22 protein-coding genes and 1 tRNA gene are annotated in these 24546 nt (G+C 66.6%); 15 read left to right on the top strand and 8 right to left on the bottom strand.

What is annotated here, in order from left to right; translation table 11 throughout:
• Nucleotides 1-129: 129 nt before the first annotated feature.
• On the bottom strand, nucleotides 130-867 hold the full coding sequence (locus tag K4G53_RS18430) for a hypothetical protein (protein ID WP_221387127.1): 738 nt from the start codon (nucleotides 865-867) through the stop codon (nucleotides 130-132).
• Nucleotides 864-1601 carry a hypothetical protein gene (locus tag K4G53_RS18425; RefSeq protein WP_221387126.1) on the bottom strand — a complete coding sequence of 246 codons (738 nt, stop codon included), beginning with the start codon at nucleotides 1599-1601 and terminating at the stop codon, nucleotides 864-866. The genes K4G53_RS18430 and K4G53_RS18425 overlap by 4 nt, the downstream gene beginning before the upstream one ends.
• A gap of 188 nt (nucleotides 1602-1789) precedes the next feature.
• Here K4G53_RS18425 and K4G53_RS18420 point away from each other — a divergent pair, with 188 nt between their 5' ends.
• Together K4G53_RS18420 and K4G53_RS18415 are read left to right on the top strand one after the other, a co-directional pair.
• Nucleotides 1790-3457 carry an ABC-F family ATP-binding cassette domain-containing protein gene (locus tag K4G53_RS18420; protein WP_221387125.1) on the top strand — a complete coding sequence of 556 codons (1668 nt, stop codon included), beginning with the start codon at nucleotides 1790-1792 and terminating at the stop codon, nucleotides 3455-3457.
• Complete coding sequence (locus tag K4G53_RS18415) at nucleotides 3454-5367, top strand: ABC transporter ATP-binding protein (RefSeq protein ID WP_221387124.1); 1914 nt, start codon at nucleotides 3454-3456, stop codon at nucleotides 5365-5367. The genes K4G53_RS18420 and K4G53_RS18415 overlap by 4 nt, the downstream gene beginning before the upstream one ends.
• Here the strand turns inward: K4G53_RS18415 and K4G53_RS18410 are convergent.
• From K4G53_RS18410 to K4G53_RS18400, 3 genes are all read right to left on the bottom strand, one after another.
• On the bottom strand, nucleotides 5364-5855 hold the full coding sequence (locus tag K4G53_RS18410; protein WP_221387123.1) for an NUDIX domain-containing protein: 492 nt from the start codon (nucleotides 5853-5855) through the stop codon (nucleotides 5364-5366). The two genes, K4G53_RS18415 and K4G53_RS18410, sit on opposite strands and share 4 nt — an antisense overlap.
• Complete coding sequence (locus K4G53_RS18405; protein ID WP_221387122.1) at nucleotides 5852-6337, bottom strand: DUF6314 family protein; 486 nt, start codon at nucleotides 6335-6337, stop codon at nucleotides 5852-5854. The genes K4G53_RS18410 and K4G53_RS18405 overlap by 4 nt, the downstream gene beginning before the upstream one ends.
• Nucleotide 6338: 1 nt before the next feature.
• Nucleotides 6339-6411, bottom strand: a tRNA-Arg gene (locus tag K4G53_RS18400).
• 82 nt (nucleotides 6412-6493) lie between these two features.
• On the opposite strand from K4G53_RS18400, the gene K4G53_RS18395 reads away from it, so the two are divergent.
• Nucleotides 6494-7267 carry a DUF998 domain-containing protein gene (locus K4G53_RS18395; protein ID WP_221387121.1) on the top strand — a complete coding sequence of 258 codons (774 nt, stop codon included), beginning with the start codon at nucleotides 6494-6496 and terminating at the stop codon, nucleotides 7265-7267.
• A 42-nt stretch (nucleotides 7268-7309) separates the two neighbouring features.
• Here the strand turns inward: K4G53_RS18395 and K4G53_RS18390 are convergent, their stop codons facing one another.
• The gene (locus K4G53_RS18390) at nucleotides 7310-7939 is read right to left on the bottom strand and encodes a hypothetical protein (RefSeq protein ID WP_221387120.1); all 630 of its coding nucleotides are present in this window, start codon (nucleotides 7937-7939) and stop codon (nucleotides 7310-7312) included.
• A gap of 32 nt (nucleotides 7940-7971) precedes the next feature.
• On the opposite strand from K4G53_RS18390, the gene K4G53_RS18385 reads away from it, so the two are divergent.
• Complete coding sequence (locus tag K4G53_RS18385) at nucleotides 7972-8802, top strand: inositol monophosphatase family protein (RefSeq protein WP_221387119.1); 831 nt, start codon at nucleotides 7972-7974, stop codon at nucleotides 8800-8802.
• Nucleotides 8803-8805: 3 nt separating this feature from the next.
• Here the strand turns inward: K4G53_RS18385 and K4G53_RS18380 are convergent, their stop codons facing one another.
• A complete protein-coding gene (locus K4G53_RS18380; protein ID WP_374226182.1) occupies nucleotides 8806-10224 on the bottom strand; it encodes an HNH endonuclease in 1419 nt (472 codons plus the stop codon).
• Nucleotides 10225-10561: 337 nt separating this feature from the next.
• On the opposite strand from K4G53_RS18380, the gene pcrA reads away from it, so the two are divergent.
• Nucleotides 10562-13054: a DNA helicase PcrA gene (gene pcrA, locus K4G53_RS18375; protein ID WP_221387118.1), complete on the top strand. Its 2493-nt coding sequence runs from the start codon at nucleotides 10562-10564 to the stop codon at nucleotides 13052-13054.
• A 63-nt stretch (nucleotides 13055-13117) separates the two neighbouring features.
• On the opposite strand, the gene K4G53_RS18370 is transcribed toward pcrA, so the two are convergent.
• Entirely contained in the window at nucleotides 13118-13696 is a 579-nt protein-coding gene (locus K4G53_RS18370; protein WP_221387117.1) for a TetR/AcrR family transcriptional regulator, read from the bottom strand.
• A gap of 129 nt (nucleotides 13697-13825) precedes the next feature.
• On the opposite strand from K4G53_RS18370, the gene K4G53_RS18365 reads away from it, so the two are divergent.
• The 10 genes from K4G53_RS18365 (at nucleotide 13826) to K4G53_RS18320 (ending at nucleotide 24543) form a co-directional block, all read left to right on the top strand.
• Entirely contained in the window at nucleotides 13826-14503 is a 678-nt protein-coding gene (locus K4G53_RS18365) for an NADPH-dependent F420 reductase (RefSeq protein ID WP_221387116.1), read from the top strand.
• Between the two features lie 27 nt (nucleotides 14504-14530).
• Nucleotides 14531-15238: a hypothetical protein gene (locus K4G53_RS18360; protein ID WP_374226181.1), complete on the top strand. Its 708-nt coding sequence runs from the start codon at nucleotides 14531-14533 to the stop codon at nucleotides 15236-15238.
• 224 nt (nucleotides 15239-15462) lie between these two features.
• Nucleotides 15463-16632, top strand: a complete 1170-nt coding sequence (gene sucC / locus K4G53_RS18355) for an ADP-forming succinate--CoA ligase subunit beta (RefSeq protein ID WP_221387115.1) — start codon at nucleotides 15463-15465, stop codon at nucleotides 16630-16632.
• An 11-nt stretch (nucleotides 16633-16643) separates the two neighbouring features.
• On the top strand, nucleotides 16644-17546 hold the full coding sequence (sucD, locus tag K4G53_RS18350) for a succinate--CoA ligase subunit alpha (protein ID WP_221387114.1): 903 nt from the start codon (nucleotides 16644-16646) through the stop codon (nucleotides 17544-17546).
• 201 nt (nucleotides 17547-17747) lie between these two features.
• Nucleotides 17748-18479: a FadR/GntR family transcriptional regulator gene (locus K4G53_RS18345; protein WP_221387113.1), complete on the top strand. Its 732-nt coding sequence runs from the start codon at nucleotides 17748-17750 to the stop codon at nucleotides 18477-18479.
• Nucleotides 18480-18706: 227 nt separating this feature from the next.
• Nucleotides 18707-20056, top strand: coding sequence for an MFS transporter (locus K4G53_RS18340; RefSeq protein ID WP_221387112.1), 1350 nt, complete (start codon nucleotides 18707-18709; stop codon nucleotides 20054-20056).
• Between the two features lie 9 nt (nucleotides 20057-20065).
• Complete coding sequence (locus tag K4G53_RS18335; protein WP_221387111.1) at nucleotides 20066-20842, top strand: SDR family NAD(P)-dependent oxidoreductase; 777 nt, start codon at nucleotides 20066-20068, stop codon at nucleotides 20840-20842.
• 108 nt (nucleotides 20843-20950) lie between these two features.
• On the top strand, nucleotides 20951-21640 hold the full coding sequence (locus K4G53_RS18330) for a GntR family transcriptional regulator (RefSeq protein WP_221387110.1): 690 nt from the start codon (nucleotides 20951-20953) through the stop codon (nucleotides 21638-21640).
• A 140-nt stretch (nucleotides 21641-21780) separates the two neighbouring features.
• The gene (locus K4G53_RS18325) at nucleotides 21781-22779 is read left to right on the top strand and encodes a sugar phosphate isomerase/epimerase (protein WP_221387109.1); all 999 of its coding nucleotides are present in this window, start codon (nucleotides 21781-21783) and stop codon (nucleotides 22777-22779) included.
• 42 nt (nucleotides 22780-22821) lie between these two features.
• Nucleotides 22822-24543, top strand: coding sequence for a dihydroxyacetone kinase family protein (locus K4G53_RS18320; protein WP_221387108.1), 1722 nt, complete (start codon nucleotides 22822-22824; stop codon nucleotides 24541-24543).
• Nucleotides 24544-24546 lie beyond the last annotated feature (3 nt).

Raw genomic sequence — 24546 nt, 5'->3', positions numbered from 1 at the left:
AATGAGTGCGAAGGCCCCCGGGGCGGCCAGCGTCCAAGAATTTATCCCCGTTCGAGAACCCTTGGCGGCCCCACCTTCACACTTTTATGATTGTTTCACATTCTAATGATTTTGTGAAAGCCGAAAAGGTTACATTTCGGTAGATGTCTTTCGTGCGGTGGAGGCTCGCCGGCTCTGCACCCTGGCGGCCCAGATCAGGGCCAGGCCCACCACGTAGCAAAGCACCGCCGTGTAGTTGATGACGAACTCAGCTGCTCCCAACTCGGAGGGAATCACAGGGAAGAGCAGCGAAAGGGTGACCGCCACGCCGCCCAGCGCGAGGAGCCCGGCGGCGATCCGCACCAAAACCGGCAGCCGGTCCTGTACGGCGCGCACCATGGCGGGCAGCAGTGCCAGGGCCACGAAGGCGGGGTAGGCCCGGCCGGCGGCGCCATAGTATTCGACGAGGGCGTAGTGTCGGTCATCCTTTCCGGAGACCGCAGACAGTCCCGCTGAAGAGCCCGTGGTGTCCATGGCGAGGAACACGGCGACCAGTACCACGGAGACGGCCAGCAGGACGGCCATCCCCGTCCGTCCCGTGATCAGCCGGTAGGCGGCATCCGCGCCGAACCCTTTGGACACCCTGACGCCCAGGAAAAAGATCGCCCCGAAAATGACGAAGCGCAGCAACAGGTTGGCGATGTTGGTGCCGCCGAGGGCCCGGTCGATGATGAGGTAGGGCTCCTGGATGCTGAGCAGGATGGCCAGGGTCATCAAGGCAAAGATTCCAAAGAGGGAGCGGTTTTCGCCGCGCAGCGCGCTGGGGATGCGGGCAGCCGCGATCAGGCCGCAGACCGCGAGCGTTGTCCATTGCAGGGTCTCGATCATCCCAGGTTCTCCCAAATCTTTTCCGTTTGCGCCTGGTCCTGCTCCTGCCGGCGCAGCGTCTTGCCCAGTGCTTGAAGCCGGTCCCCGGCCAGGGTGGTCAGCTCTCCGTCGGACATGCTGTCCAACGCTGCCTGCCGGGCGTCCGGGGGCCAGCCGGCTTCCTCTTCCGTGATGACCCCGGTCGCCACCAGTCCGCTGGCCGGCGCCACCCCGGCAGCCAACGCGGTGGCTACCGCCAGTTCCGGAGAGAGCCGGTTGGCAGTCAATTGCGCGGAGTAGTTCTGCGGTGCAACACCGGTCGCTGCCGAGACACGGTGGCGGACCTCGCCGTCGTCAATCGCATCCACCCAGTTCTTGACCGAGGTGGCGTGCGGGGCCGGGCTGAGGACGAAGGGCGGGGCGCCCTTCCTTCCCGAGGGGTCCATCGCGGGACGAGCCAATACGGCGCGCAGGAGGTCGGCAGTGGAGATCTGGCTCACCAGTTCGGAGCTGGTGGGGGCCTGCGGGGGTCCGGCGAGGACGCTGTAGGCGTCGAAACCGGCCAGCGCCGTGACGGGATTGAGGTTGTAGGCCCGGCTGATGCTGACCACGGTGCCTACGGAGATTTTTCCCCGCACCAGCTGCTGGGCGAGCGTGGTGCGCTTGATGCCGGAGACCCTGCAGATGTCTGCAGTGCTGGCATCCGGGGCAATGCCTTGCAGCCAGCGCTGGAACGCCTTGGCGGTGAGGGTCATGAAATGCTCTCTGCATAAAGGGTGGTCGGAATCGATTTTACCGTGTTGTTGTACACGTCGTTTTGCCCATGCCCGGCGGTTCGTCTATAGTTGTTGGTCGAGCCCGTTGGTCCGTACACCCCCCAAGTCCGGACCAGCGGGTTCTTTCATGCCTGCAGGCCTGGGCGGTTCGCGAAAGGACCACATCGATGACTGCGACCCTTGTTGCCAAGGACGTTGCCGGCGGCCACGGCCACCGGGTACTTTTTTCCGCGCTTTCGTTGACTGTCGCCCCGGGTGACGTCGTGGGCGTCGTCGGTGCCAACGGCGCCGGGAAATCCACCCTGCTGCGGCTGCTGGCAGGCGTGGACCAGCCGCAGGAGGGCACTGTCAGCCTGGCACCTGCCGACGCCTTCGTCGGGTGGCTGCCGCAGGAGCATGACCGCATTCCCGGCGAAACGGTGGCCGGCTACATCGCCCGCCGGACCGGTTGTACAGAAGCCACCGCCGAGATGGAAGCCACCGCCGAGGCCCTGGGCGCCGGCGCGCCCGGCGCCGACGACGCCTACTCCCGCGCCTTCGACCGCTGGATGGCCTCCGGCGCCGCGGACCTTGAGGACCGCATGCCTGCCGTGTTGGCCGACCTGGGGCTGGAGGCAGGCCCGGACGCCCTGATGACCGGTCTTTCCGGCGGCCAGGCGGCACGGGTGGCGCTGGCCGCCTTGCTGCTGAGCCGCTTCGACGTGGTGCTGCTGGACGAGCCCACCAACGACCTTGACCTGGCAGGCCTGGCCACCCTGGAAGCCTTCGTCAAGGGGCTGCGCGGCGGTGTGGTGCTGGTCAGCCACGACCGCGAATTCCTGGCGCGCTGCGTCACCCGGGTGGTCGAGTTGGACCTGGCCCAGAACAGCGTGGCCGTTTACGACGGCGGCTACGATGCCTTCCTTGAAGAACGGGCCGTGGCGCGGCGGCACGCGCGCGAGAGGTACGAGGAGTTCGCCGCCACCAAGGCGGACCTGGTGTCGCGGGCGCGGACCCAGCGGGAGTGGAGTTCGCAGGGCGTTCGGAACGCCATGAAGAAGAATCCAGACAACGACAAGATCCGCCGCGCCGCCAGCACGGAGTCGTCCGAGAAACAGGCGCAGAAGGTCCGCCAGATGGAATCGCGCATCGCCAGGCTCGACGTGGTGGAGGAGCCCCGGAAGGAATGGCAGCTGCAGTTCTCCATCGGCGCAGCTCCCCGCTCCAGCGCCGTCGTCGCGACCCTGCGCAACGCCGTGGCACGCCAAGGCGACTTCACGCTGGGTCCGGTCAACCTCCAGCTCAATGGCGGCGAACGCATCGGCATCACCGGGCCCAACGGCGCCGGCAAATCGACACTCCTGCGCCTGCTGCTGGGAACGCAGGAACCGGACGACGGCGACGCCTCCATGGGTGCCTCAGTCGCCGTCGGCGAGATCGACCAGGCCCGAGGCCTGCTGGACAGCGGCCAAAACCTGGGTGACGCCGTCGAGGCCGTACTGGCGGACTGGAACAGCGCCGACGTCCGTACGCTCCTTGCCAAGTTCGGCCTGAAGGCCGACCATACGTCGCGGACCGTCGACTCACTCTCACCCGGCGAGCGGACCCGCGCAGCCCTTGCCCTGCTGCAGGCACGCGGCGTGAACCTGCTGGTGCTGGACGAACCCACCAACCACCTCGACCTGCCCGCGATCGAACAGCTCGAAGAGGCGCTGGAAAGCTACGAGGGCGCCCTGCTGCTGGTCACCCACGACCGCCGGCTGCTGGAAAACGTACGACTCGACTCCCGGTGGCACCTGGAAAACGGAAAAGTCCAGGAGCTCCACCGCATCCCAAGCCAGGAGAAACAACCATGAGCATGGACCGCGTGGCCTGGAACTCACTGCGCAACATCAGCACCGCCCAGAGTGGCTCCAGGCCGATCTCCAGGGAAACGCTGCGGCGCGTGCTGGGTTTCGCCGCGCCGCACAAGGGCAAGCTCATTGCCTTCGTGCTCGCCTCGGTGGCGGGTGCCTTCCTGGCGGTCGCCACCCCGGTGCTCGCCGGGCAGGTGGTTGACGCCATCATCGCCAACGCCGGGGTGGACACCGTCATCCGGCTGGCGGTGCTGATCGCACTCGTGGCCGTTGGCGAAGCCGGCGTGGGGCTGCTGACCCGCTGGCTGTCGGCCACCATCGGCGAAGGCGTCATCGTGGACCTCCGCACCCGGGTGTTCGACCACGTCCAGCGCATGCCCATCGCTTTCTTCACCCGCACCCGCACCGGCGCCCTGGTCAGCAGGCTCAACAATGACGTCATCGGGGCGCAGTCCGCGTTCGCCGGCACCCTCTCCGGCGTGGTGAGCAACGTGGTGGCGCTGGCCCTGACACTGGCCGTGATGCTCAATACCTCCTGGCTGGTAACCGTGCTGGCCATGGTGCTGCTGCCGATCTTCCTCATCCCGGCCCGCCGCATGGGCTCGAAGCTGGCGGACCTGCGCCGTGAAGCCGCGGCACACAACGCGGCCATGGGCACACAGATGACGGAGCGGTTCTCGGCGCCGGGGGCGACGCTGGTGAAGCTCTTCGGCCGGCCGGACGACGAATCCCGCGAGTTCGCCCTCCGCGCCGGGCGGGTCCGCGACATCGGCATCCGCACGGCCATGCTGCAGTTCACCTTCGTGACGGCCCTGACGCTGGTCTCCGCGCTGGCGCAGGCCCTGGTCTACGGCCTGGGTGGCTGGATGGCAATTACCGGCCAGCTGGCAGCCGGGGACGTGGTTGTCCTGGCGCTCCTGCTCACCCGGCTCTACGCCCCGCTGACGTCGCTGTCCAGCGCCCGCGTGGAGGTCATGAGCGCCCTGGTCAGCTTCGAACGCGTCTTTGAAATCCTTGACCTGCAGCCCCTGATCCAGCAGAAGCCTGACGCGGTGCCCATTCCCGCCGGCCCGGTGTCGGTCGAGTTCGACAACGTCCGCTTCGGCTACCCGGCCGCTGACAAGGTGTCGCTGGCCTCATTGGAGGAGGTCGCCACGCTGGACACCCGCGGTGGCGAGGAAGTGCTGCATGGCATCAGCTTCCGGGTGGAACCCGGCCAGACCGTGGCGCTGGTCGGCTCGTCCGGCGCCGGAAAGTCCACCATCGCGCAGCTGCTGGCCAGGCTGTACGACGTCGACTCCGGGGCCGTGCGGCTCGGCGGCTCCAGGCCGGGGGCCGGCGTCGACGTCCGGGATACCACGTTCGACTCCCTGCGCGACACACTGGGAATGGTCACCCAGGACGGACACCTCTTCCACGAAACCATCGCCTCCAACCTGCGCCTGGCCCGTCCGGACGCCACTGACGAGGACATGTGGGACGTCCTGCGGCAGGCGCGGTTGGAAGACATGATCCGGTCCCTGCCGGACGGGCTGGAAACGGTGGTGGGCGAGCGCGGCTACCGGCTCTCCGGCGGTGAACGGCAACGGCTCACCATCGCCCGCCTGCTCATCGCCCAGCCCCGCGTCGTCATCCTGGACGAGGCCACCGCGGCACTGGACTCCACGAACGAAGCCGCTGTGCAGGCAGCCCTCGGGGCGGCGCTTGAGGGGCGGACCGCCGTGGTGATTGCCCACCGCCTGTCCACCGTCCGTGCCGCCGACGCCATCCTGGTGGTGGAGGGCGGCCGGGTCGTCGAGCGCGGAACGCACACAGAGCTCCTGGCCGCCGACGGCCGCTACGCTGAGCTGTACCGGACGCAGTTCGCCGAGGCGACTGCCGTGGCGCAGGAAGCAGTACCCGAGTACTAGTCGGTGTGCTCCAGCCGGTGAGGTTCGGGTTGGCCGGGTCCGGGTCGGCCGGCTTCGGGTTGGCCGGGTTCCGGGGGAGTGCCGGCGAGCACGGGCAGGACATGGTCCGTCAGCAGCGGTGCCAGGTCCTGCGGGAGGGAAGCGCCACCGGCTAGCAGGTCAAGGTCCAGCCAGCGGATCTCTGCGATTTCGGCAGCGGGCCTGGCCTCCCAGGTGCCCGGGGCCAGGAAGACCGTCGCCTCGATATCGGTGGCGGCCTCATTGGCAGCGTCGGCGATCCAGACGCCCATCAGGGCAAGGTCCAGGGGATCGACAACGATCCCCACCTCTTCAGCGAGCTCGCGGGCCGCTGCCTGGACGGCACTTTCGCCCGGTTCCGGCTTGCCGCCGGGGTGCATGAACATGGCGGTTCCGCGCTTCCTGACGGTCAGGAGCCGCCCGGCGTCGTCGAAGACGCAGACGGCGGACACCACGATGCGGTCCTTCACGCGTCCTCCCTCCGGACCAGCCGCGACACCAGCAGCAGGTCCTTGCGCGGCCCGGCCACGTCCCAGCTGTAGCTGAACGCGTCCGGCCCCTCCCACGTGTACAGAACGCGGTAGGTGTCCGGGTCGCACCAATGCGAATCAAGGTTGGCGTCCGGGGCGAAGCTCATCCGGTGGAAGGGCCGGCCGTCAGGAAAGAACACGTCCAGCGCCTCCGGTTGGCCCGAAGGCTTCAGAACATACCTCCGCGAGGCGGGGCCGGTGAAAGCAGGCCAGCGCATGGTGCCTTCCTCGGAAAGGACCAGGCCGCCGTCGTCCGTTGGCGTAAGAAGTACGACGCCGGAGAAGGTTCCGCGGGTGCCATCCGAGCGGTCCAGCAGGTCACGCTCCACCTGCCAGCGGCCCGGCCGTTCGGGCGCAGGAGCGTCCGGGGCGCTGCCGAGGAGGTAGGCGCGGAGGTGGGGCTCCGGGGAACGACGGTTCAAGTGCCCTCGATTGGAATCGAACCAACGACACCGGCTTTAGGAGAGCCGTGCTCTATCCACTGAGCTACGAGGGCGCGCGTCCGGGGGTCGGCGGGACCGGTCCGTCCGAACACGGTTACAAGCATACAAGGTGCGGGGGCGTACTACGCTCAACCCATGAGTCCAGCCCCGACCGCCGCTCCGTCCGCTGTCTACATCCCGGACACTGCCTCCACCCGGCATTACATCGGTGCGTGGTCCACCCTGAGCGTGCTGCAATACTTTGCTGCCGAAGCGGCGGTGGCGATGGCGTGGGCGGGTCCCCGGCCCTACGACCTCCGGACCGGCTACATCAGCGACCTTGGCGCCATCCATTGCGGTATCTACTCCGGCCGGGACGTGTGCTCGCCGCTGAACTGGCTGATGAATGCCTCGTTCGTGGTGCAGGGGCTCGGCATGCTGCTGGGAGCGGTGCTCCTGACCTCGGGACTGCTGTGCGTGGCGGCGCGCCCTGGTGCCCGCGTGGACCGGGGGCGCCGGAAGCCATGGTTGGCAGCCTTGTGGGTGCGGCTGCTGACGGGCGCCGCAGGTATCGGGACCGTGATCGTGGGGTTCGTTCCCGAGGATGTGGGTTCCCCATGGCACTACACGGGCGCCGTCTTGTACTTCGTCGCGGGCGCCGCTGCCCTGCTGGTGCTGGGCCTGCTGTGGCTGCGCAAAACCGGAATGGCATGGCTCATCCTTGCGTGCGGCGCCGTGTCGGCGGCCGCGCTCGCCACCGGCGGCCTGACCCGTATGGCCGTGCCGGAGCCGGGAACTCTGGAACGGCTGATGGCATATCCGGTGACCGTGGGGATGGCTGCCGCCGGGCTGGTGGTGGCCAGCCGGGTACACCGGCACCGGAAGGCACGGCGAGCTCTGGCCCTTGCCGCCCGGGTGGACGCGCCGTAGCGGCCGGGGCGGCCTGGCCGGTATGGCTTGGTTGGGGCCGCCTTAGTTTTCGTCCGGGGCTTTCCGCTTCCGGAGGAGCACCGCCGCAGCGCCCGCCAACAGGCTCAGGACGAACAGCACCCAGCCGGCAACCGTGAGGCCGGACGCCAAGGCAACCTGCCCGGCGTCGGGACCATTTGAGGCCAGCATGGCGTCGATGGCTACGTTGCCCCAGAGCCGGACCACCACGAACAGCAGCGGCAGCGCCCACAGGCCCCAGCGCAACGCCTTCCGGGCCACGTTCGTGCCGATGAGGAGAAGCCACGTAAACCCGAAAATCAGCGGGAACAGCGTGCCTGCGGTCTTGTGGACGTAGTTCAGCTGGCCCAAGGCATCGGCGTTCATCGCCGCCTGCAGCTGCCCGATGTAGCCCGTATCGAAACCACCGACCAGGGAATCCGGCATGGCCCGGCCCTCGGTGAGCTGCGTGAGCTGGTCCAGGGTGAGCAAGTGCAGGTACCAGAAGAGGAACAGGCTGGCCACCACGCCCGCAATCACGATCAGGTTGCTGTTTCCTTGCGCCTTCTCAGGCGTGCGCGCCGTCGTCGGATTCACCACCGGCGGCAGGTGATGCTGCGGGACAACCGCGTTGGCGCCGTGCTTCTTGATCCGCTGGGCAGGGGTTTTGGCCATGGCACCATTATCCCGCCCCCTACACTGAAGCCATGACCATTGGCCGGCACAGCGCTGCTGAACTTGACCCTGCATTGGACGACTACCAGCTCGCAGCAGGGCTCGTGAAGGAAGCCGGGAAGCTGGCGCTCCTCATGCGCATGGGCGGCCTGCAGTCCGAGCGGAAGACCTCCGTCTCCGATGTGGTGACCGCGGCGGACCATGCGGCCGAGGCCTACGTGCTTGCACAGCTGAGGCGCTGCCGCCCGGACGACGGCATCCTGGGCGAAGAGGGCACTTCCATTACGGGCACCAGCGGTCGCACGTGGGTCATCGACCCCGTGGACGGCACCTATAACTTCCTGCATGGCTCCACCTATTGGTGTTCGGCCATCGCCCTCAAGGACTCAAACGATGTCCTGCTGGGCGCCATCTTCCAGCCGGAAGAGGACAAGCTGTGGCTCGGCGGCCGGGACAGGCCGGCAACGCTCAACGGCGAAGCGCTGACGGTCTTCACCGACGACGGCGGCAAGCGGAACGCCACCGCCGTTGCTGAGCTCGGCGCTGCCACCTACATCCACCCCACCTGGCTGATGGACCCCATGTGCGCCATGCCCTGGCACGCGGCAGCCACCTCCGCTGCCTCCCTGCGCATGCTGGGTTCGGGCTCCTGCGATTTGGGCCGCGTGGCGGACGGGCAGCTGGGCTGCTGGTTCCAGCACAGCTGCCCGGAGTGGGACTGGCTGCCGGGCAAGGCCATCGTCGCGGCAGCCGGCGGCTCGGTGGACACCGTCACGGTCAACGGCCTGGAGTGGTTCATGGCGGGAGGCGCGACGGCGGTACGCCAACTGCGTGCAGCCCTCCAGTCTGCGTCGGTGGCGTAAGCATCACCACAACACCGGTTGCTGGATGGGAGTCCGTTTGGACGTAGACCTCCTGCCGCCAGTGCCACTGCCACTGCCAGTGCCAGTGCCCCTGCAGGCGTCCGCAATGCTCCCCTCGGCGCGGTCGCGCCGCAGGCGGATCGCCGGAGGTGGAGGGGAGATTGTGCCTGCTCCAGCCCCTATTGGGCGTGCGGCCGGGGGAGTGCCCGTTTTGAGTGTGCCTGTACCGATCAGTGCTGTTCCCGGCAGCGCCCTGCCGGGCGGCGCCGTTCCCGGTAACGGTGGTGCGGTTGATCGGTAGGTGTGTCCGGTTGGGGTGGTGGTTTTGACTGTGTGCCGCGGGCCTGGTTCTGGTTTGGCGGTCCAGCCTGGGGTTTCCTTGGTGTGGTTGCAGGCTTCGCAGAGGCCCTGGCCGTTGGACGCAACAGTGGGGCCGCCTGCTTGCCAGGAGGCGATGTGGTCGTGGTGCCGGATGGGGGCGTCGCAGTACGGGGTGCGGCAGGTGTCGTCCCGGACCTGGAGGAAGCGCTTGAGCCCGGGTGGGAAGAGCCGGGCTTTGGAGTCCATCGCGACCAGTTCCCCGGTGGCGGGGACTGTGTAGAGGCGACGGAGGAAGAGGTTGAGTTCCTGTACGCCGGCTTGGCTCTTGCCGGCGTCGTTTGTGCCGCTCTTGCCTGTGCCGTTCCTGCCGGTGAGGGCGAGGTCCCGGGCGGTTGCTGCGGGGATGGTGCCGTAGCCGGGGAGGTGTGCGGGTTCGGCATCGCCCTGGAGGAGGGTGCGGTCGGTCATGACGAGCTGGATCTCGACCCCGGACACCCCGCCGGGGGTGCCGGTGACGCGTTCGACCAGGGTGTCGGCCATGACCTGCCCGCGGGACCGGTCATCGCCTGCCGAGCGGGCGGTGTCGGCGTCCCGGGCCAGGGCGGCGTAGGCGGCGACGCCCTGGGCGACAGGGAGCAGCGCGGTCAGGTAGGCCATGGTGTCCGGTGCCGGGCGCAGGCTCACGCACCGCCCGCCCACCGCCCGGGCCGCACGCTTGGCAACGGAGGCGGGGTCGCGCCGGTAGGCCGCGGCACGGACCGCGGCCACGACCGCCCTATCACCGGCGCCGTCGAGGGTGCCGGTGAGGGTTCCTGTGTCGGCGGCGAGTTCCTCGTCCGCCGCGGCCCGGTCCTGGACAGACAGGCAGATGGTTTCCTTCACGATCAGCGTTGCCCGCCACTCATTCAACCGGCCGGCCCGGAAAGCGGCGAACGTGTGCGGCATCCCCGTGAGGGCCTTGGCCATGCCCAGCAGCCGCGAACCCTTCGCCGGCGACTCCCGCCGGGCCAGCGCGATCTGCGCCGCGACCCCGGCACCCTGCTCATCAACCGGGACCCCGGCCGCCGCTTGCTCCTCCCGCTGCTGAAGATCAAACGCCACGGCAAGCCGCGCCTGCTGCGCCCCCGCCAGACACTTAAGATCCTCCAACCCCCGGACCTGGTCAATCATCCCCGGGCCATCGGCGGCGAACGGCACGGAACGAAGCAGAGCCAGGACATCATCAAGGGTGGGAAAGGCGGGAACAACCGCAACAGGGGCCATCACCGCCGTCCCGCTCGCTTGAGTCGTGCCCACTGCTTCCATAACCAAAGTCTTCCAGCAGGGTGTGACACCGGTACCTAGCCGAAATCCCTATGTGGACAACGACTGGGAATTCGACCGGCAATCCACAGGCGGGAAGAGCCTGTCGGTCCCACCGCCTAGACTTGTAGGCACCATGGATATGTTGTTTGACCCGTACTCTGACGGACCCTTCAAGGCCGCGCCTGCAGCCGGCGCCCGCATCAAGTCGCCCGCGGAAGGCGCAGTTGCGGCACCGGGAAGCGGCGGCAGCGTCCACGCAGACCGGGCACCGGAAGGGCAACACCGGAGCCACCGCCTGGACCCCGCTCAACTGGTGGAGGGACTGAACCCGCAGCAGGAGGAAGCGGTCAAGCACGCCGGGTCCGCGCTGTTGATCGTCGCTGGCGCCGGATCCGGCAAGACCCGCGTGCTCAGTAACCGGATCGCGTATCTGATCGCCACCGGCCGCGCCCACCACGGGGAAATCCTGGCCATCACCTTCACCAACAAGGCGGCCGCCGAGATGCGGGAACGCATCGAGGCCCTGGTGGGTGGCCGCGCCAAGATCATGTGGATTTCCACGTTCCACTCGTCCTGCGTCCGGATCCTGCGGCAGGAAGCGGCCAACGTCGGACTCAAATCCAACTTCTCCATCTACGATTCCGCGGATTCCCTCCGGCTGGTTACGCAGGTGGCCAAAACACTGGATTTGGACCCCAAGAAATTTGCGCCCAAGGCCATTCAGCACAAGATCTCGGCCTTGAAGAACGAACTCATCGACGCCGACTCCTATGCCTCCGCGGCCAACTACAACGATCCCTTCGAACATGCGGTTGCGGACGTCTACAAGGGCTACACCCAGCGGCTCCGCCAGGCCAACGCCATGGACTTCGACGACCTCATCGCCGAAACCGTCTACATGTTCCGCGCGTTCCCGGCGCTTGCCGAGTCCTACCGCCGGCGGTTCCGCCACGTATTGGTGGACGAATACCAGGACACCAACCACGCCCAGTACGCGCTGGTTCGCGAGATCGTGGGGGAGGGACCCGGGGCATCGGAACTGACCGTAGTGGGCGATTCCGACCAGTCCATCTACGCCTTCCGGGGTGCTGACATCCGCAACATCGTGGAGTTCGAGAAGGACTATCCGGAGGCCCGCACCATCAAGCTGGAGCAGAACTACCGCTCCACGCAAAACATCCTCACCGCCGCCAACTCGGTTATTTCCCGGAACCCGAACCGCCCGGAAAAGCGGCTGTGGACTGCCGAAGGCGAAGGCCACAAGATCATCGGCTATGTGGGCGAGAACGAGCACGACGAAGCTCAGTTCATCGCCAAGGAAATAGACCGCCTCCAGGACGAGGAAAACCTGCGTCCCGGCGACGTCGCCATCTTCTACCGGACCAACGCCCAGTCCCGCTCCATCGAGGACGTGCTGGTCCGCGTGGGCCTGCCCTACAAGGTGGTGGGGGGCACCCGCTTCTACGAGCGCAAGGAAATCAAGGACGCCCTCGCCTACCTGCGCGTCCTGGTCAACCCTGACGACGACGTCAACCTGCGCCGCGTGCTGAATGAACCAAAGCGCGGCATCGGGGACCGCGCCGAGGGTGCGGTGGCAGCCCTGGCCGAGCGTGAACGCACGTCCTTCATCGCTGCGGCGCGGCGTGCGGACCAAGCACCCGGCATGGCCACCCGTTCCGTCAACGCCGTCCTGGGCTTCGTGAAGCTCCTCGATGACCTGGCGGAAGTGGCCGCCGGCTCAGGCGCGGCCGCAGCCCTGGAAGCCGTCCTGGAACAGACCGGCTACCTCGCCGCGCTGCGCTCCAGCACCGATCCCCAGGATGAGTCCCGGGTGGAGAACCTGGCCGAACTCGTCGCCGTCGTTCGTGAATACGAGCAGGAGAACCCGGAAGGCAGCCTTGCAGCGTTCCTGGAGCAGGTGTCGCTTGTGGCGGATGCAGACCAGATCCCGGACGCACCCGGCGCAGACATCGACTCCGCCGTTGCCGAGGCCAAGCGGCTGGGCGTGGTGACCCTCATGACGCTACACACGGCAAAGGGGCTCGAATTCCCCGTGGTGTTCCTGACAGGCATGGAGCACGGTCTCTTCCCGCACCAGCGTTCCGCCACCGACCCCAAGGAACTGGCCGAGGAACGCCGGCTGGCCTACGTGGGCCTCACCCGTGCACGGAAGCGGCTGTACGTGACACGGTCCGAGGTGCGCAGCATGTGGGGCCAAAGCCAGTACAACCCTGCCAGCCAGTTCCTGGAAGAAATCCCCGCTGAACTCCTGGAATGGAAGCGCGAAGGAACAAGCCGGCAGTCGTGGGGTGGCGGCGGCTCGATCGGCTCAGGCCGCTACAGCGGATCGTTCTGGGGCGCAGGTATGGCCCGGGGCGCCGCGGCAGATTCTTCCGCCGGCTTCAACGCCGACGTCCCGGCGTTCATCGCCAAGAACCGGGTGCAGCCGCAGAAGGAGATCATCGCCGTCAGCGTGGGGGACAAGGTCAACCACACAAGCTTTGGCAACGGAACGGTCCTGGCTCTTGAAGGGGCGGGTGACAAGACCGTGGCCAAGGTGAAGTTCGACGTTGGAGAAAAGCGACTACTGCTGCGCTACGCGCCGCTGACAAAGCTCGACGCCTAGCCCACGTCCGTGCTGGTGCTGTCCCCATGGGGTGCCTTCAGCATGCCTGGCTAAGCGCCAGGGCTACACACTCGGGCAGGCTTCGGCGATGATGCGCCTTGCCAGATCGGCGGCGCGTTTTCCGTACGTTCCGCCGTCAAGGACGGCTGCGGTGGCGTAGGCCCCGTTGAGGACGATGAGGAGTTCTTCGGAGAGCCGGTCGGGATCGGCAACCCCCGCATCTGCTGCCAGGGAGCAGAACCAGTCGCGGACCTGCTGTTTGTGGGTCACGGCTGCCAGGTGGGCCGGGTGCTGCCCTTCGGGAAACTCCGTGCTGGTGTTCAGCATGGGGCATCCCCGGTAGGTGCTGCCGGCGCAGTCCGTAGCGAGCACTTCGAAGACGGCGATGAGCTTCTCCCGCGGGTCCCCATGCTCTGCGGCGGCCTCGCGCATGCGTTCGAACCAGGCGTCTGCCCGGCCCTCCACGTAGGCGGTGGCGAGAGCGTCCTTGGTGGGGAACTGGCGGTAGACGGTGGCGTTGCCAACCCCGCATTCCTTGATCACGCTGTCCATCCCCACGGCCCTGATACCGCGGGTATAGAACAGGCGCGTGGCCACTGCGAGAACATTGCGGCGGTTCTCCTCGCCCGTCCTGCGCGCCATCAAGCCACTCCTTCTGGATCTTCCGGGATGTCTCTCCAAGTTTGACAGACGGAACGATCCGTCACAAACTTGAGAACGATCCGTCACATTGGGCCTTGCGCCCTGAACCTGAACCACTGGGAGAACAGCATGAAGACAGCAGTACTTGGAACGGGCATGGTTGGCCGGACCCTCGCCGCACGCCTCGCCGAACTTGGTCACACCGTGGTTATCGGCACCCGCGATCCCGAGGCAACACTGGCCCGGACGGGCGTCGACGCCATGGGTACCGCGCCCTTCGCCACCTGGGCGGCGGAAAACCCCGGCATCAACGTCGCCGGCTTCGCCGACGCCGCCGTGGGGGCTGAACTCATTGTCAACGCCACCAACGGCGGCGTATCCCTCGAGGTGCTGGCCCAGGCCGGGGAGGAAAATCTCGACGGCAAGATCATCCTGGATATCGCCAACCCGCTCGACTTCAGCAACGGCATGCCCCCAACCCTGTTCGTCAAAGACACCGACTCCCTGGGTGAGCAGATCCAGCGCGCCTTCCCCGGAGCCCGGGTGGTGAAGTCCCTCAACACCATGAACGCCGACCTGATGGCCCGCCCGGGACAGCTGTCCGATCCCGGCACGGTCTTCGTTTCCGGCAACGACGCCGAGGCCAAGGCCATCGTCAGCAGCCTGTTGAAGGACTTTGGCCACCAGGACGTCATTGACCTCGGCGACATCAGCACCGCCCGTGGAACCGAAATGCTCCTGCCGGTATGGCTCCGCCTCTGGGGCGCACTCGGAACCCCCGCGTTCAATTTCAAGATCGTCCGCTGACGCAGGAGGCTGCGGGCGCCGGGCATAATGGAGGCCATGCGACGGACTGTTTGGGGGATGCTCGCCGCCCTTCTTTTGGTGGCAACGGCGTGCAGCGTGACCACCAAGGACCCTTCCTATGTTCCGCCGCCCCCGCTGCCTCCCCTCGAACAGCTGGAGAAGGCTCCCCTGGCCGACCCGAAGGACTTCTCAGCAGGGGGAGGTGACGTGCTTTCCTTCATCACGGAGGACCACAGCGTTGCCTGCTCGCTCACGTCCGCGCGCGGAGAGCACCTGAACCTCCCGTATGAGCAGAACCGCTACAGCGACGCCGCCAACAACAAACTCCCCATCGTCCCGGTCGCCCACTGCGAACTCGGCAGGTACCCCGCGCCGCAGCCCGCCGACATCAAGGACGACTGCGCCGGAACCAACCTTGGCTACCTTGGCGGCGTCGCCCTCCTGGCGCCGGATAACGCCCGTTACGGTGAGTGCCGCTCCGGCGTCACATCCATGGAGGCGGCGTTCGGACCCAAGGGGAGCAAGTCAGGACCGCTGGCCGAACTGCACGTCCTGGCCGACGGGCAAAACATCGAACGCAACGGGCTGCGCTGCTCCGCCTACAATGGCGGCGTGGCATGCGGAAACGTCTCCTCCGGCGTCGGATTCTTCGTTTCCACCGAACGTTACGAGCTGGTCCCCGGCCCCGGCAAGGGCCCCTCCAAGATGCCCACGGAAGCCCCAAAAACCCCGTAAATACGCGGTTTTTCTACGCCTCATAGAATAGTGTCGTTACTCACATAAGAGGTAGTCTGGGACGGCCCGGTCCCTCCAAAGGACTAGAGTTCCCCATGGAGCATTACGCCGCGTGGCTCGTTTCCAGACAGGCCGCCGGTGCGTGCAATCCGCAGCGCGGTCATCGTCTTTTCGATGGTGTCCGACTGTACCGAAACTACTTCGACGTAGAAGGACACTAAACCGTGGACCTGTTTGAATACCAGGCGCGCGATATGTTCGAGGCGCACGGTGTACCCGTGCTTGCCGGCATCGTGGCGTACACCCCAGAAGAAGCAAAGGCAGCTGCCGAGAAGATCGGCGGCGTTACCGTTGTCAAGGCACAGGTCAAGGTAGGCGGCCGCGGCAAGGCCGGCGGCGTCAAGGTCGCAAAGTCCGCCGACGAGGCATTTGAGCACGCCTCCAACATCCTGGGCATGGACATCAAGGGCCACACCGTAAAAAAGGTGATGATTGCCCAGGGTGCGGACATCGCCGAGGAATACTACTTCTCCGTCCTGCTGGACCGGGCCAACCGCAACTACCTGGCCATGTGCTCGGTTGAGGGCGGCATGGAAATCGAACAGCTCGCCGTCGAACGCCCCGAAGCGCTGGCCAAGATCGCCATCGACCCCGCCGTGGGCATCGACCAGGCCAAGGCCGACGAAATCGTCGCCGCCGCGGGCTTCGCCGAGGAACTGCGTGGCAAGGTCGCCGGCGTCATCCTCAAGCTCTGGGACGTCTTCAAGAAGGAAGACGCCACCCTCGTGGAGGTCAACCCCCTCGTTAAGACCGGCGCGGGTGACATCGTCGCCCTCGACGGCAAGGTCTCCCTGGACGAGAACGCCGACTTCCGCCACCCCAAGCACGCGCTGCTTGAGGACAAGGACGCTGCCGACCCCCTTGAGGCCAAGGCAAAGGCGCAGGACCTCAACTACGTCAAGCTCGACGGCGAAGTGGGCATCATCGGCAACGGCGCCGGCCTGGTTATGTCCACCCTCGACGTCGTTGCGTACGCCGGCGAAAACCACGGCAACGTCAAGCCCGCCAACTTCCTCGACATCGGCGGTGGCGCCTCCGCCGAGGTCATGGCCGCCGGCCTGGACGTCATCCTGGGCGACGAGCAGGTCAAGTCCGTGTTCGTCAACGTCTTCGGTGGCATCACCGCTTGTGACGCCGTCGCCAAGGGCATCGTCGGTGCGCTGGCCGAGCTCGGCCACTCCGCAAACAAGCCGCTGGTCGTCCGCCTCGACGGCAACAACGTCGAGGAAGGCCGCCGCATCCTCACCGAGGCCAACCACCCGCTGGTTACCCTGGCCGCCACCATGGACGAGGGCGCCGACAAGGCCGCCGAGCTCGCCAACGCAGCTAAGTAAAGGGACGCACCATGTCTATCTACCTCAACAAGGACTCCAAGGTCATCGTCCAGGGCATCACCGGCGGCGAAGGCACCAAGCACACCGCCCTGATGCTCAAGGCCGGCACCAACATCGTGGGTGGCGTTAACGCCCGCAAGGCCGGCACCACTGTCCTGCACGGCGACAACGAAATCAACGTCTACGGCACCGTCAAGGAAGCCATGGCCGAAACCGGCGCCGACGTCTCCATCGTCTTCGTACCGCCGGCATTCACCAAGAACGCCGTCGTCGAAGCCATCGAGGCCGGCATCGGACTGGTCGTCGTCATCACCGAAGGCGTTCCCGTCCAGGACTCCGCCGAATTCTGGGCCCTCGCCCAGTCCAAGGTGGACGCCAACGGCAACCAGGTCACCCGCATCATCGGACCGAACTGCCCCGGCATCATCACCCCCGGCGAAGCCCTGGTGGGCATCACGCCCGCCAACATCACCGGCAAGGGCCCCATCGGACTGGTTTCCAAGTCCGGCACCCTGACCTACCAGATGATGTACGAACTGCGCGACCTGGGATTCTCCACCGCCATCGGCATCGGCGGCGACCCGATCATCGGCACCACCCACATCGATGCCCTGGCCGCATTCGAGGCTGATCCCGAGACCAAGGCGATCGTCATGATCGGCGAAATCGGTGGCGACGCCGAAGAGCGTGCCGCCGACTTCATCAAGGCCAACGTGACGAAGCCGGTTGTCGGCTACGTTGCCGGCTTCACCGCCCCTGAAGGCAAGACCATGGGCCACGCAGGTGCCATCGTCTCCGGCTCGGCCGGTACTGCCCAGGCCAAGAAGGAAGCCCTCGAGGCCGCCGGCGTCAAGGTCGGCAAGACGCCGTCCGAAACCGCCAAGCTGCTTCGCGAGGTCTACGCAGCGCTCTAGCAGAACTGCGCGACGCTCCAGCAGAACCGCGTAACGCGGGGCCGCTTCCGGCCAGTCCGTCCAACGGACCCCGGGGCGGCCCCGCGTTACGCGTTTAATCACCGTCTCGCGGCGCTGCACGTAACGCGTGCCGCCGGATGTCAGACGTCGAGTAGGGTTTAAGAGGCAAAACGGGCCATGGCGGCCAGGCAGGGGAGCAGGATGGCAGAAGCACGGCGAACGCTGGTGGACGTCGTCGTGGACAGAGTCCTCGAGCACATCCTCAGTGGAGAGATAAAGCCCGACGACGCCCTGCCGCCTGAAGCGGACATCGCCAAGGAATCCGGGGTCAGCAGGCTGACGGCACGCGAGGCCATGAATGTCCTCAAGGCGCAGAACGTCGTCTACGTCAAACGCGGCCTTGGCACTTTCGTCAATCCGCCGGAGCGGTGGACCGGCCTGGACGCCATCATGCAGGCCGCCTCCAGGGGCGTGGCATCCGAACAGGTGGCGCTGCTGCTCCTCGAGGTTCGGCGCATGGTGGAAACCGGGGCGGCCGAACTGGCTGCCGTCCGGCACAACCAGGATGACCTTGCCGCGATGGAACAAAGCCTGCACGAGATGGAAGCCGCGCACGAGGCCGGTGACGTGGACGCCCTGACTGTCGCTGACATCGCCTTCCACGACCGCATCCTGCGGGCGTCCGGCAATCCGTTCGTCCCGGCGCTGCTGGGCCAGTTGTCCACGCTGCTGTTCGCCATGCGGCGCGAGACTTCCGCATTCCCCGATGTGCAGCGGCACGCCATCCATCACCACAAACTGGTGCTCGCCGCCGTCGCGTCCGGCGATTCCGGGATAGCGCGCTCCGCAATGGACGCCCACATCACCCAGACCTTCGAGGACTACGAACACTACCTCGCAGAGGCAAGCCGCAGCGGCGCCACCGCAGGCTAAAAGCTCTCCGGCCGGCTCTTTCCCACAATGGGCCCTGCCCACTGAACGGTAGGCAGCTCACCCCCTTCCCAGCCGTATTGACGTGCTCATAACGCTGTGACTAGAATCTCAAGCAGACATCAGACATCTGATATCAAACCCCCCCAAAAAATGCCGCCAGCCAAAGGAGTCGTTATGTGCGCGCATTCCCTGACCATGGGTCCCCACACCACCACTGGAGCTCAGCGATGAGCGCCCGCGCAGCCGCCCCGGCACTCAGCGACCTCGGGGAGGCGACCCTCCGCAAGGTCAGGCGCCGGCTCATGCCCCTGATCGTCCTCCTCTACTTCATCGCCTACCTCGACCGCAATAACGTCGGCTTCGCCAAGCTCGGGATGCAGAACGACATCGGCCTGACCGAAGCCGCCTACGGCCTCGGTGCCGGTATATTCTTCCTGGGCTACGCCTTGCTCGAAATCCCCAGCAATGGAGGCATGTACCGCTACGGCGCCCGCAAATGGATCGCCCGCATCCTCATCACCTGGGGCATTTTCGCGACAGCGATGTTCCTGGTGAACGGTGAGGCCACTTTCTACGTCATCCGCTTCCTGCTGGGCGCTGCGGAAGCCGGCTTCTTCCCCGCAATCCTTTTCTACCTGACCCTCTGGTTCCCGGCCGCGCAGCGCGTGACGGTGCTGGGCATCTTCATCCTTGCCCAGCCCATCTCCAACGCCCTGGGCGCACCGGTGTCCGGCATGCTCCTGAACCTGGAAGGCGTCGCGGGGCTGCACGGCTGGCAGTGGCTGTACATCATCGAAGGCATCCCCGCCATCATCCTCGGCATCATCACGCCGTTCGTGATGACCGACCGCCCCGAGCACGCCAAGTGGCTGAAGCCCGAAGAGCGCGAATGGCTCTCCACCACCATGGCCGCGGAGCTGGCCCACAAGCAGAAGTCCGGCAACCACAACTTCCTGGCCGGCCTGAAGGACCCCCGCACCATCGCCTACTCGGCGCTGTACTTCGGCCTGGTCTGCGGCATCTACGGCCTGGGGCTCTGGCTGCCCACCATCGTCAAGGCGCTCGGCAAGTTCGACTCAACTCAGGTGGGCTTCATTGTCTTCATCCCGTACGCCATCGCAGCGGTCTTCGTCTACTTCTGGAGCAAGCGGTCCGACCGTACCGGCAACCGCGTATGGCACGCCAGCGTGAGCATGGTGCTCGCCGCCGTCGGCCTCCTGGGCGCCGGGTTCCTGCTTCCGGTCAATGCCGTGCTCGCGATGGTGTTCCTGACCCTCGCAGCCATGGGCATCTACTCCGCGATCGCCCCCTTCCTGGCCATGCCCTCCGCAGCGCTGACCGGTGCTGCGGCGGCCGCGGGGCTGGCGATGGTCAACTCGCTCGGCAACCTGGGCGGCTTCGTGGCGCCCTACATCGTGGGGATCCTCAAGGACGCCACCGGAAACAGCCAGAGCGGCCTGGTCTTCCTGGCCGCCTGCCTCGCCGTGACCGCCGTCGCCACCTACCTTTACGCACGCAATCGGCCGGAAGGTGTCTCCGCCCCCGGAGCCACCGTTCCTGCCGCCGAAACCCACTAGGAAACACCAATGACTGAGCAGCACACCTTCCCTGCAGAGCGCACCGTTGTCCTTACCGGCGCGGCCTCGGCCCGGGGCATCGGCCGTGCCACCGCGGACCGGCTGGCCAGCGAGGGCTGGTCGATCGCCATCCTGGACATCAACGCTGAAGATGCCCAGGCGGCAGCCGCGGAAATCGGATCCAACAGGGCCGTCAAGGCAATCGGCGTGGGTGCCGACGTCTCGGACGAAGCGTCCGTGGACCGTGCCATCACAGAGATCGAACAGGCCCTCCCGCCGATCGTTGGACTCGTGAACCTCGCCGGAATCAGTTCCCCCACCCCCTTCATGGAGACCTCCGTGGCGGAATGGGACAAGGTATTCGCCATCAACATGCGCGGTACGTTCATCGTGTCCCAGCGGGTGCTCAAGGGCATGATCCAGCGCAGGCTGGGACGGATCGTCAGCATCTCCTCCATCTCGGCGCAGCGCGGTGGCGGTACCTACTCCAAGGTGGCCTACAGCGCGTCCAAGGCCGGCATCCTCGGTTTCACCCGTGCCCTGGCCCGCGAAGTGGGGGAGCACAACATCACCGTGAACGCCATCGCACCGGGCCCGATCGACACCGACATCATGGGCGGAACGCTGTCGGACGAGCGCAAGGCCCAGATGTCCGAGGGGATCATGATGGGCAGGGTGGGGACCCGGGAGGAAGTGGCCGCGCTGATCGCATTCCTGCTCGGCGAGGACGCCGGCTACATCACTGCCGCCACTTATGACATCAACGGTGGCCTGCAGGTTTCCTGAGACCGCCGTACTGAAGGTGCCGTGCCGGCCCACGGGCGGCACGGCACCTTCAGGCCCGCCTCCTTGGTGCCCGCATTCGCGGGCATCTTCCGGCTATAGGATTTCTACATGGCAATCAAGAACCAGGCCTCAGGCGGCGTGAGCAGGCAGGTCCTCGCCGACCACGTTTACGAAGCGCTTCTTGTTGCCCTCATGGACGGCCGGCTGGAGGCCGGCACGCCCGTCAGCATCGACGGCATGGCAAGGGAACTGGACGTTTCCCCAACACCGGTGCGGGAAGCCCTCGCCCGGCTGGAAGCCACCGGAATGGTGCGGAGAATGGCATTGCGCGGTTATCGCGTGGCTCCATTGTTTTCCCCTGAAGAGCTGGCAGACCTGATGGACGCCCGGCTGGTGATCGAACCCGCCAACGCCTTCATGGCCTGCAGGAACGCGGACCCGGAACTGGCCAAACAGCTGGAACAAGCCATCGAAGACCTGAAAGCCGCCCCGCGGGGTCCCAGTTTCGCCGAGTTCCGGGCTTATTGGGAAGCGGATGAACGTTTCCACCGGCTCATCGCCGAATTCGCGGATAACCAGTTCCTGCTGTCCGCCTACAACGCGCTGGGCGGCCAAGTGCAGCGTTTCCGCTTTTTCGGCGGCCTGGGCGTGACCGACGCCGACTACGCCATCGCGGAGCACACCGAGATCCTCAAGGCCTTTGAGTCCGGTGACGCCGAACTCGCCCGGCAAAAAATGATCGACCACATCGAGGGCGTCAAGCAGCGCTCACAGCACGACAGCGAAGTGCGCAGCTAGCGGTCCTTCCCTGGCGTACCGGCCGCGGAGCCAGCCCCCAATACCCGCCCTGCCCTGAGCAGGCACAACACACAAGCCCTTGACAGGGTGCCTTTGCAGCGTAGATCCTATAGGAAATGCGATTTAGATCTGGAGTGACAATGCCGTACACCGCTGAAAACTGGCCCATCGCCGCAGCCCTGCTGCAGTTCCCGGGAACCAAGCCCGATGGAACCACCGTCCAGGACGCCGCCGCCAGCGACTGGCAGAAGGTCTTCGAAGAAGTGGCCGACGCCGGATTCACCAACGCCGACCTCACTGACAGTTGGGTGCGTCCCGGAGATCTCTCCGCCAGCCGGTTGGATGAGCTGAAGGCGGCCGCCACCGCCGCCGGCATTGGCCTGCCCTCCATCTCCGCTATCCGCCGTAGCGTGATCGAAGAAGCCAACTGGGAAGAAAACCTGGCCTACACCCACCGCACGCTCGAGGCCGCAGCCCACCTGGGGTGCGAGGTTGTCTCGATCGGCCTGCACCAGGCCATCACCCCTGAGCAGCAGAAGCAGCTCTGGTTCTGGACTGTTGAAGGCCACAAGGATCCGGTGGGGGACAAGGAAACCTGGAACAAAGCGGTCACCCGCATCCGCGAGGTGGGCAAGCACGCTGCAGAACTCGGCCTCCTGGTGTCGCTGGAGATGTACGAGGACACCTACCTGGGCACGGGGGATTCCTCCGTGCAGCTCGTCCAGGACATCGACCTGCCCAACGTCGGGCTCAACCCGGATCTGGGCAACCTCATCCGCCTGCACCGTCCCATCGAGGACTGGCGCGAACTGGTGCACAAGACCCTGCCGTACTCCAACTACTGGCACGTCAAGAACTACATCCGCGATGAGGACCAGGCACGGGACCAGTACGTCGCCATGCCGGCCCCCATGGAATCGGGCCTCATCAGCTACCGCGAGGCCTTCCAGTTCGCCATCTCCGTTGGCTTCCAGGGCATTATCTGCACGGAACACTATGGTGGCGACGGCCTGAGCGTCACCGCCGCCAACCAGGACTACCTGCGCCGCCAGGTCCTGCCCAAGCGCGACGGCTACGCCCTGGGCACCAGCTTGGTGGCCCAGGGCCGGCAGACCCCGGCGGCAGTCCCGGCCCGCTAGGCCGCCAGGCATCCCAACCGACAACCGGTTCGACGAGGAATCATGACAAAGATATTTGACGATCCAGCGCAGTTCGCAGACGACGCCCTCGACGGCTTCGTCGCCGCCAACCGCCAGTACGTGGCCCGCGTTGACGGCGGTGTTGTCCGCTCCACTGAAATGCCTGCGGGCCAGGTGGCACTGGTCATCGGCGGCGGCTCCGGCCACTATCCGGCGTTCGCCGGACTGGTTGGCGCGGGCCTGGCTGCCGGAAGTGCCTGCGGCAACATGTTCGCATCCCCGGCAGCCGGACAGGTGTACCGGGTGGCAAAGGCGTCCCAGAACGGCGGCGGAGTCCTCCTCAGCTATGGCAACTACGCCGGGGACGTCCTGCATTTTGGCCAGGCCCAGGAGAAGCTGAACGCCGAGGGCATCGAAACCCGGACCGTGCTGGTTACTGATGACATCGCCAGCGCGCCGCTCGAGGAGATCGGCAAGCGCCGCGGCATCGCCGGCGACCTGACGGTCTTCAAGGTGGCCGGCGCAGCAGCAGAGGCCGGGCTGGACCTGGATGAGGTGGAGCGCCTGGCCATCAAGGCCAACCACCACACCCGCTCGCTCGGTGTGGCCTTCGCCGGTTGCACCCTCCCCGGAGCGGACGAGCCCCTGTTCACGGTGCCCGAAGGGATGATGTCCGTGGGCCTTGGCATCCACGGCGAACCGGGCATCTCCGAGCAGCCCCTGCCCAGCGCCAGCGAGCTTGCCCAGTTGCTGGTGGACGGGCTGCTGAAGGACAAGCCGGAAGCCGCAGGCCGCCGGGTGGTGCCCATCCTCAACGGCCTGGGTACCGTCAAGTACGACGAACTGTTCCTGCTGTTCGGCAGGATCGAGGCCTTGCTGACCGCGGCCGGGCTGGACATCGTTGAGCCGGAGTGCGGCGAACTGGTCACCAGCCTGGACATGTCGGGCCTGTCCCTGACCCTCTTCTGGCTGGATGGGGAGCTGGAGAAGTTCTGGGCGGCCCCGGCTGACACCCCGGCTTTCCGGAAGGGCAACCTGGCTCCCCGCCGGGCCCGTTCCGTGGAGTCCCTCGCGGAGGTTGCAACGGAGCCGGCGCTGGACGCCACGCCGGCGTCGACTGCCCTGGCCGCCACGGCACTGGACGCGCTGAAGGAAGCGCAGGCCGTCGTCGTCGAACACGAAGAAGCCCTGGGCAAGCTGGACGCCATCGCCGGGGACGGCGACCACGGCATCGGCATGCGGCGGGGCGTGGATGCCGCCGTTGCCGCCGCCGAGAAGTCCCACGCTGCAGGCGCGGGGCTCGAGGAACTCCTCGCAGCAGCGGGGGAGCAGTGGGCCGAGCGCGCGGGCGGTACCTCCGGGGCCCTCTGGGGCGCGGCCGTCACCGCCGTCGGAAGGACCCTGGGCAGCAAGGATGCCTACACTGCCGCAGATGCAGCGGCGGCCGTCAACGCCCTCCGCGACGCCATCATCACCCTGGGCAAGGCCGAAGCGGGGGACAAGACCATGGTGGACGCGCTGCTTCCGTTCGCTGACACCTTCAGCAAGGCAATTGACGACGGCGGCAGCCTGGCCGGGAGCCTGCATGCGGCAGCGGAGGCGGCGGCCAAGGCGGCTGACGCGACTGCCGGCCTCAGCCCGAAGAAGGGCCGGGCCCGGCCCTTGGCGGAAAAGAGCCTGGGCCACCCGGACCCCGGGGCAGTGTCCTTCGGCCTCATCGCCCGCAGGGTGGCCGACTACGCCGCCTCCATCGAAAGCAACTAAGGA

The organism is Arthrobacter sp. MAHUQ-56 (assembly GCF_019710585.1).
Lineage (GTDB): Bacteria > Actinomycetota > Actinomycetes > Actinomycetales > Micrococcaceae > Arthrobacter.
The sequence above is the reverse complement of the archived record's forward strand: the minus strand, read 5'-3'. Positions and strand labels throughout refer to the sequence as shown.

Excerpts from the sequence above, each read along its gene's own strand:
- K4G53_RS18430 (WP_221387127.1), bottom strand. The coding sequence starts at position 867 with ATGATCGAGACCCTGCAATGGACAACGCTCGCGGTCTGCGGCCTGATC.
- K4G53_RS18425 (WP_221387126.1), bottom strand. The coding sequence starts at position 1,601 with ATGACCCTCACCGCCAAGGCGTTCCAGCGCTGGCTGCAAGGCATTGCC.
- K4G53_RS18420 (WP_221387125.1), top strand. The coding sequence starts at position 1,790 with ATGACTGCGACCCTTGTTGCCAAGGACGTTGCCGGCGGCCACGGCCAC.
- K4G53_RS18415 (WP_221387124.1), top strand. The coding sequence starts at position 3,454 with ATGAGCATGGACCGCGTGGCCTGGAACTCACTGCGCAACATCAGCACC.
- K4G53_RS18395 (WP_221387121.1), top strand. The coding sequence starts at position 6,494 with ATGAGTCCAGCCCCGACCGCCGCTCCGTCCGCTGTCTACATCCCGGAC.
- K4G53_RS18390 (WP_221387120.1), bottom strand. The coding sequence starts at position 7,939 with ATGGCCAAAACCCCTGCCCAGCGGATCAAGAAGCACGGCGCCAACGCG.
- K4G53_RS18385 (WP_221387119.1), top strand. The coding sequence starts at position 7,972 with ATGACCATTGGCCGGCACAGCGCTGCTGAACTTGACCCTGCATTGGAC.
- pcrA (WP_221387118.1), top strand. The coding sequence starts at position 10,562 with ATGGATATGTTGTTTGACCCGTACTCTGACGGACCCTTCAAGGCCGCG.
- K4G53_RS18370 (WP_221387117.1), bottom strand. The coding sequence starts at position 13,696 with ATGGCGCGCAGGACGGGCGAGGAGAACCGCCGCAATGTTCTCGCAGTG.
- K4G53_RS18365 (WP_221387116.1), top strand. The coding sequence starts at position 13,826 with ATGAAGACAGCAGTACTTGGAACGGGCATGGTTGGCCGGACCCTCGCC.
- K4G53_RS18360 (WP_374226181.1), top strand. The coding sequence starts at position 14,531 with ATGGAGGCCATGCGACGGACTGTTTGGGGGATGCTCGCCGCCCTTCTT.
- sucD (WP_221387114.1), top strand. The coding sequence starts at position 16,644 with ATGTCTATCTACCTCAACAAGGACTCCAAGGTCATCGTCCAGGGCATC.
- K4G53_RS18345 (WP_221387113.1), top strand. The coding sequence starts at position 17,748 with ATGGCAGAAGCACGGCGAACGCTGGTGGACGTCGTCGTGGACAGAGTC.
- K4G53_RS18340 (WP_221387112.1), top strand. The coding sequence starts at position 18,707 with ATGAGCGCCCGCGCAGCCGCCCCGGCACTCAGCGACCTCGGGGAGGCG.
- K4G53_RS18335 (WP_221387111.1), top strand. The coding sequence starts at position 20,066 with ATGACTGAGCAGCACACCTTCCCTGCAGAGCGCACCGTTGTCCTTACC.
- K4G53_RS18330 (WP_221387110.1), top strand. The coding sequence starts at position 20,951 with ATGGCAATCAAGAACCAGGCCTCAGGCGGCGTGAGCAGGCAGGTCCTC.
- K4G53_RS18325 (WP_221387109.1), top strand. The coding sequence starts at position 21,781 with ATGCCGTACACCGCTGAAAACTGGCCCATCGCCGCAGCCCTGCTGCAG.
- K4G53_RS18320 (WP_221387108.1), top strand. The coding sequence starts at position 22,822 with ATGACAAAGATATTTGACGATCCAGCGCAGTTCGCAGACGACGCCCTC.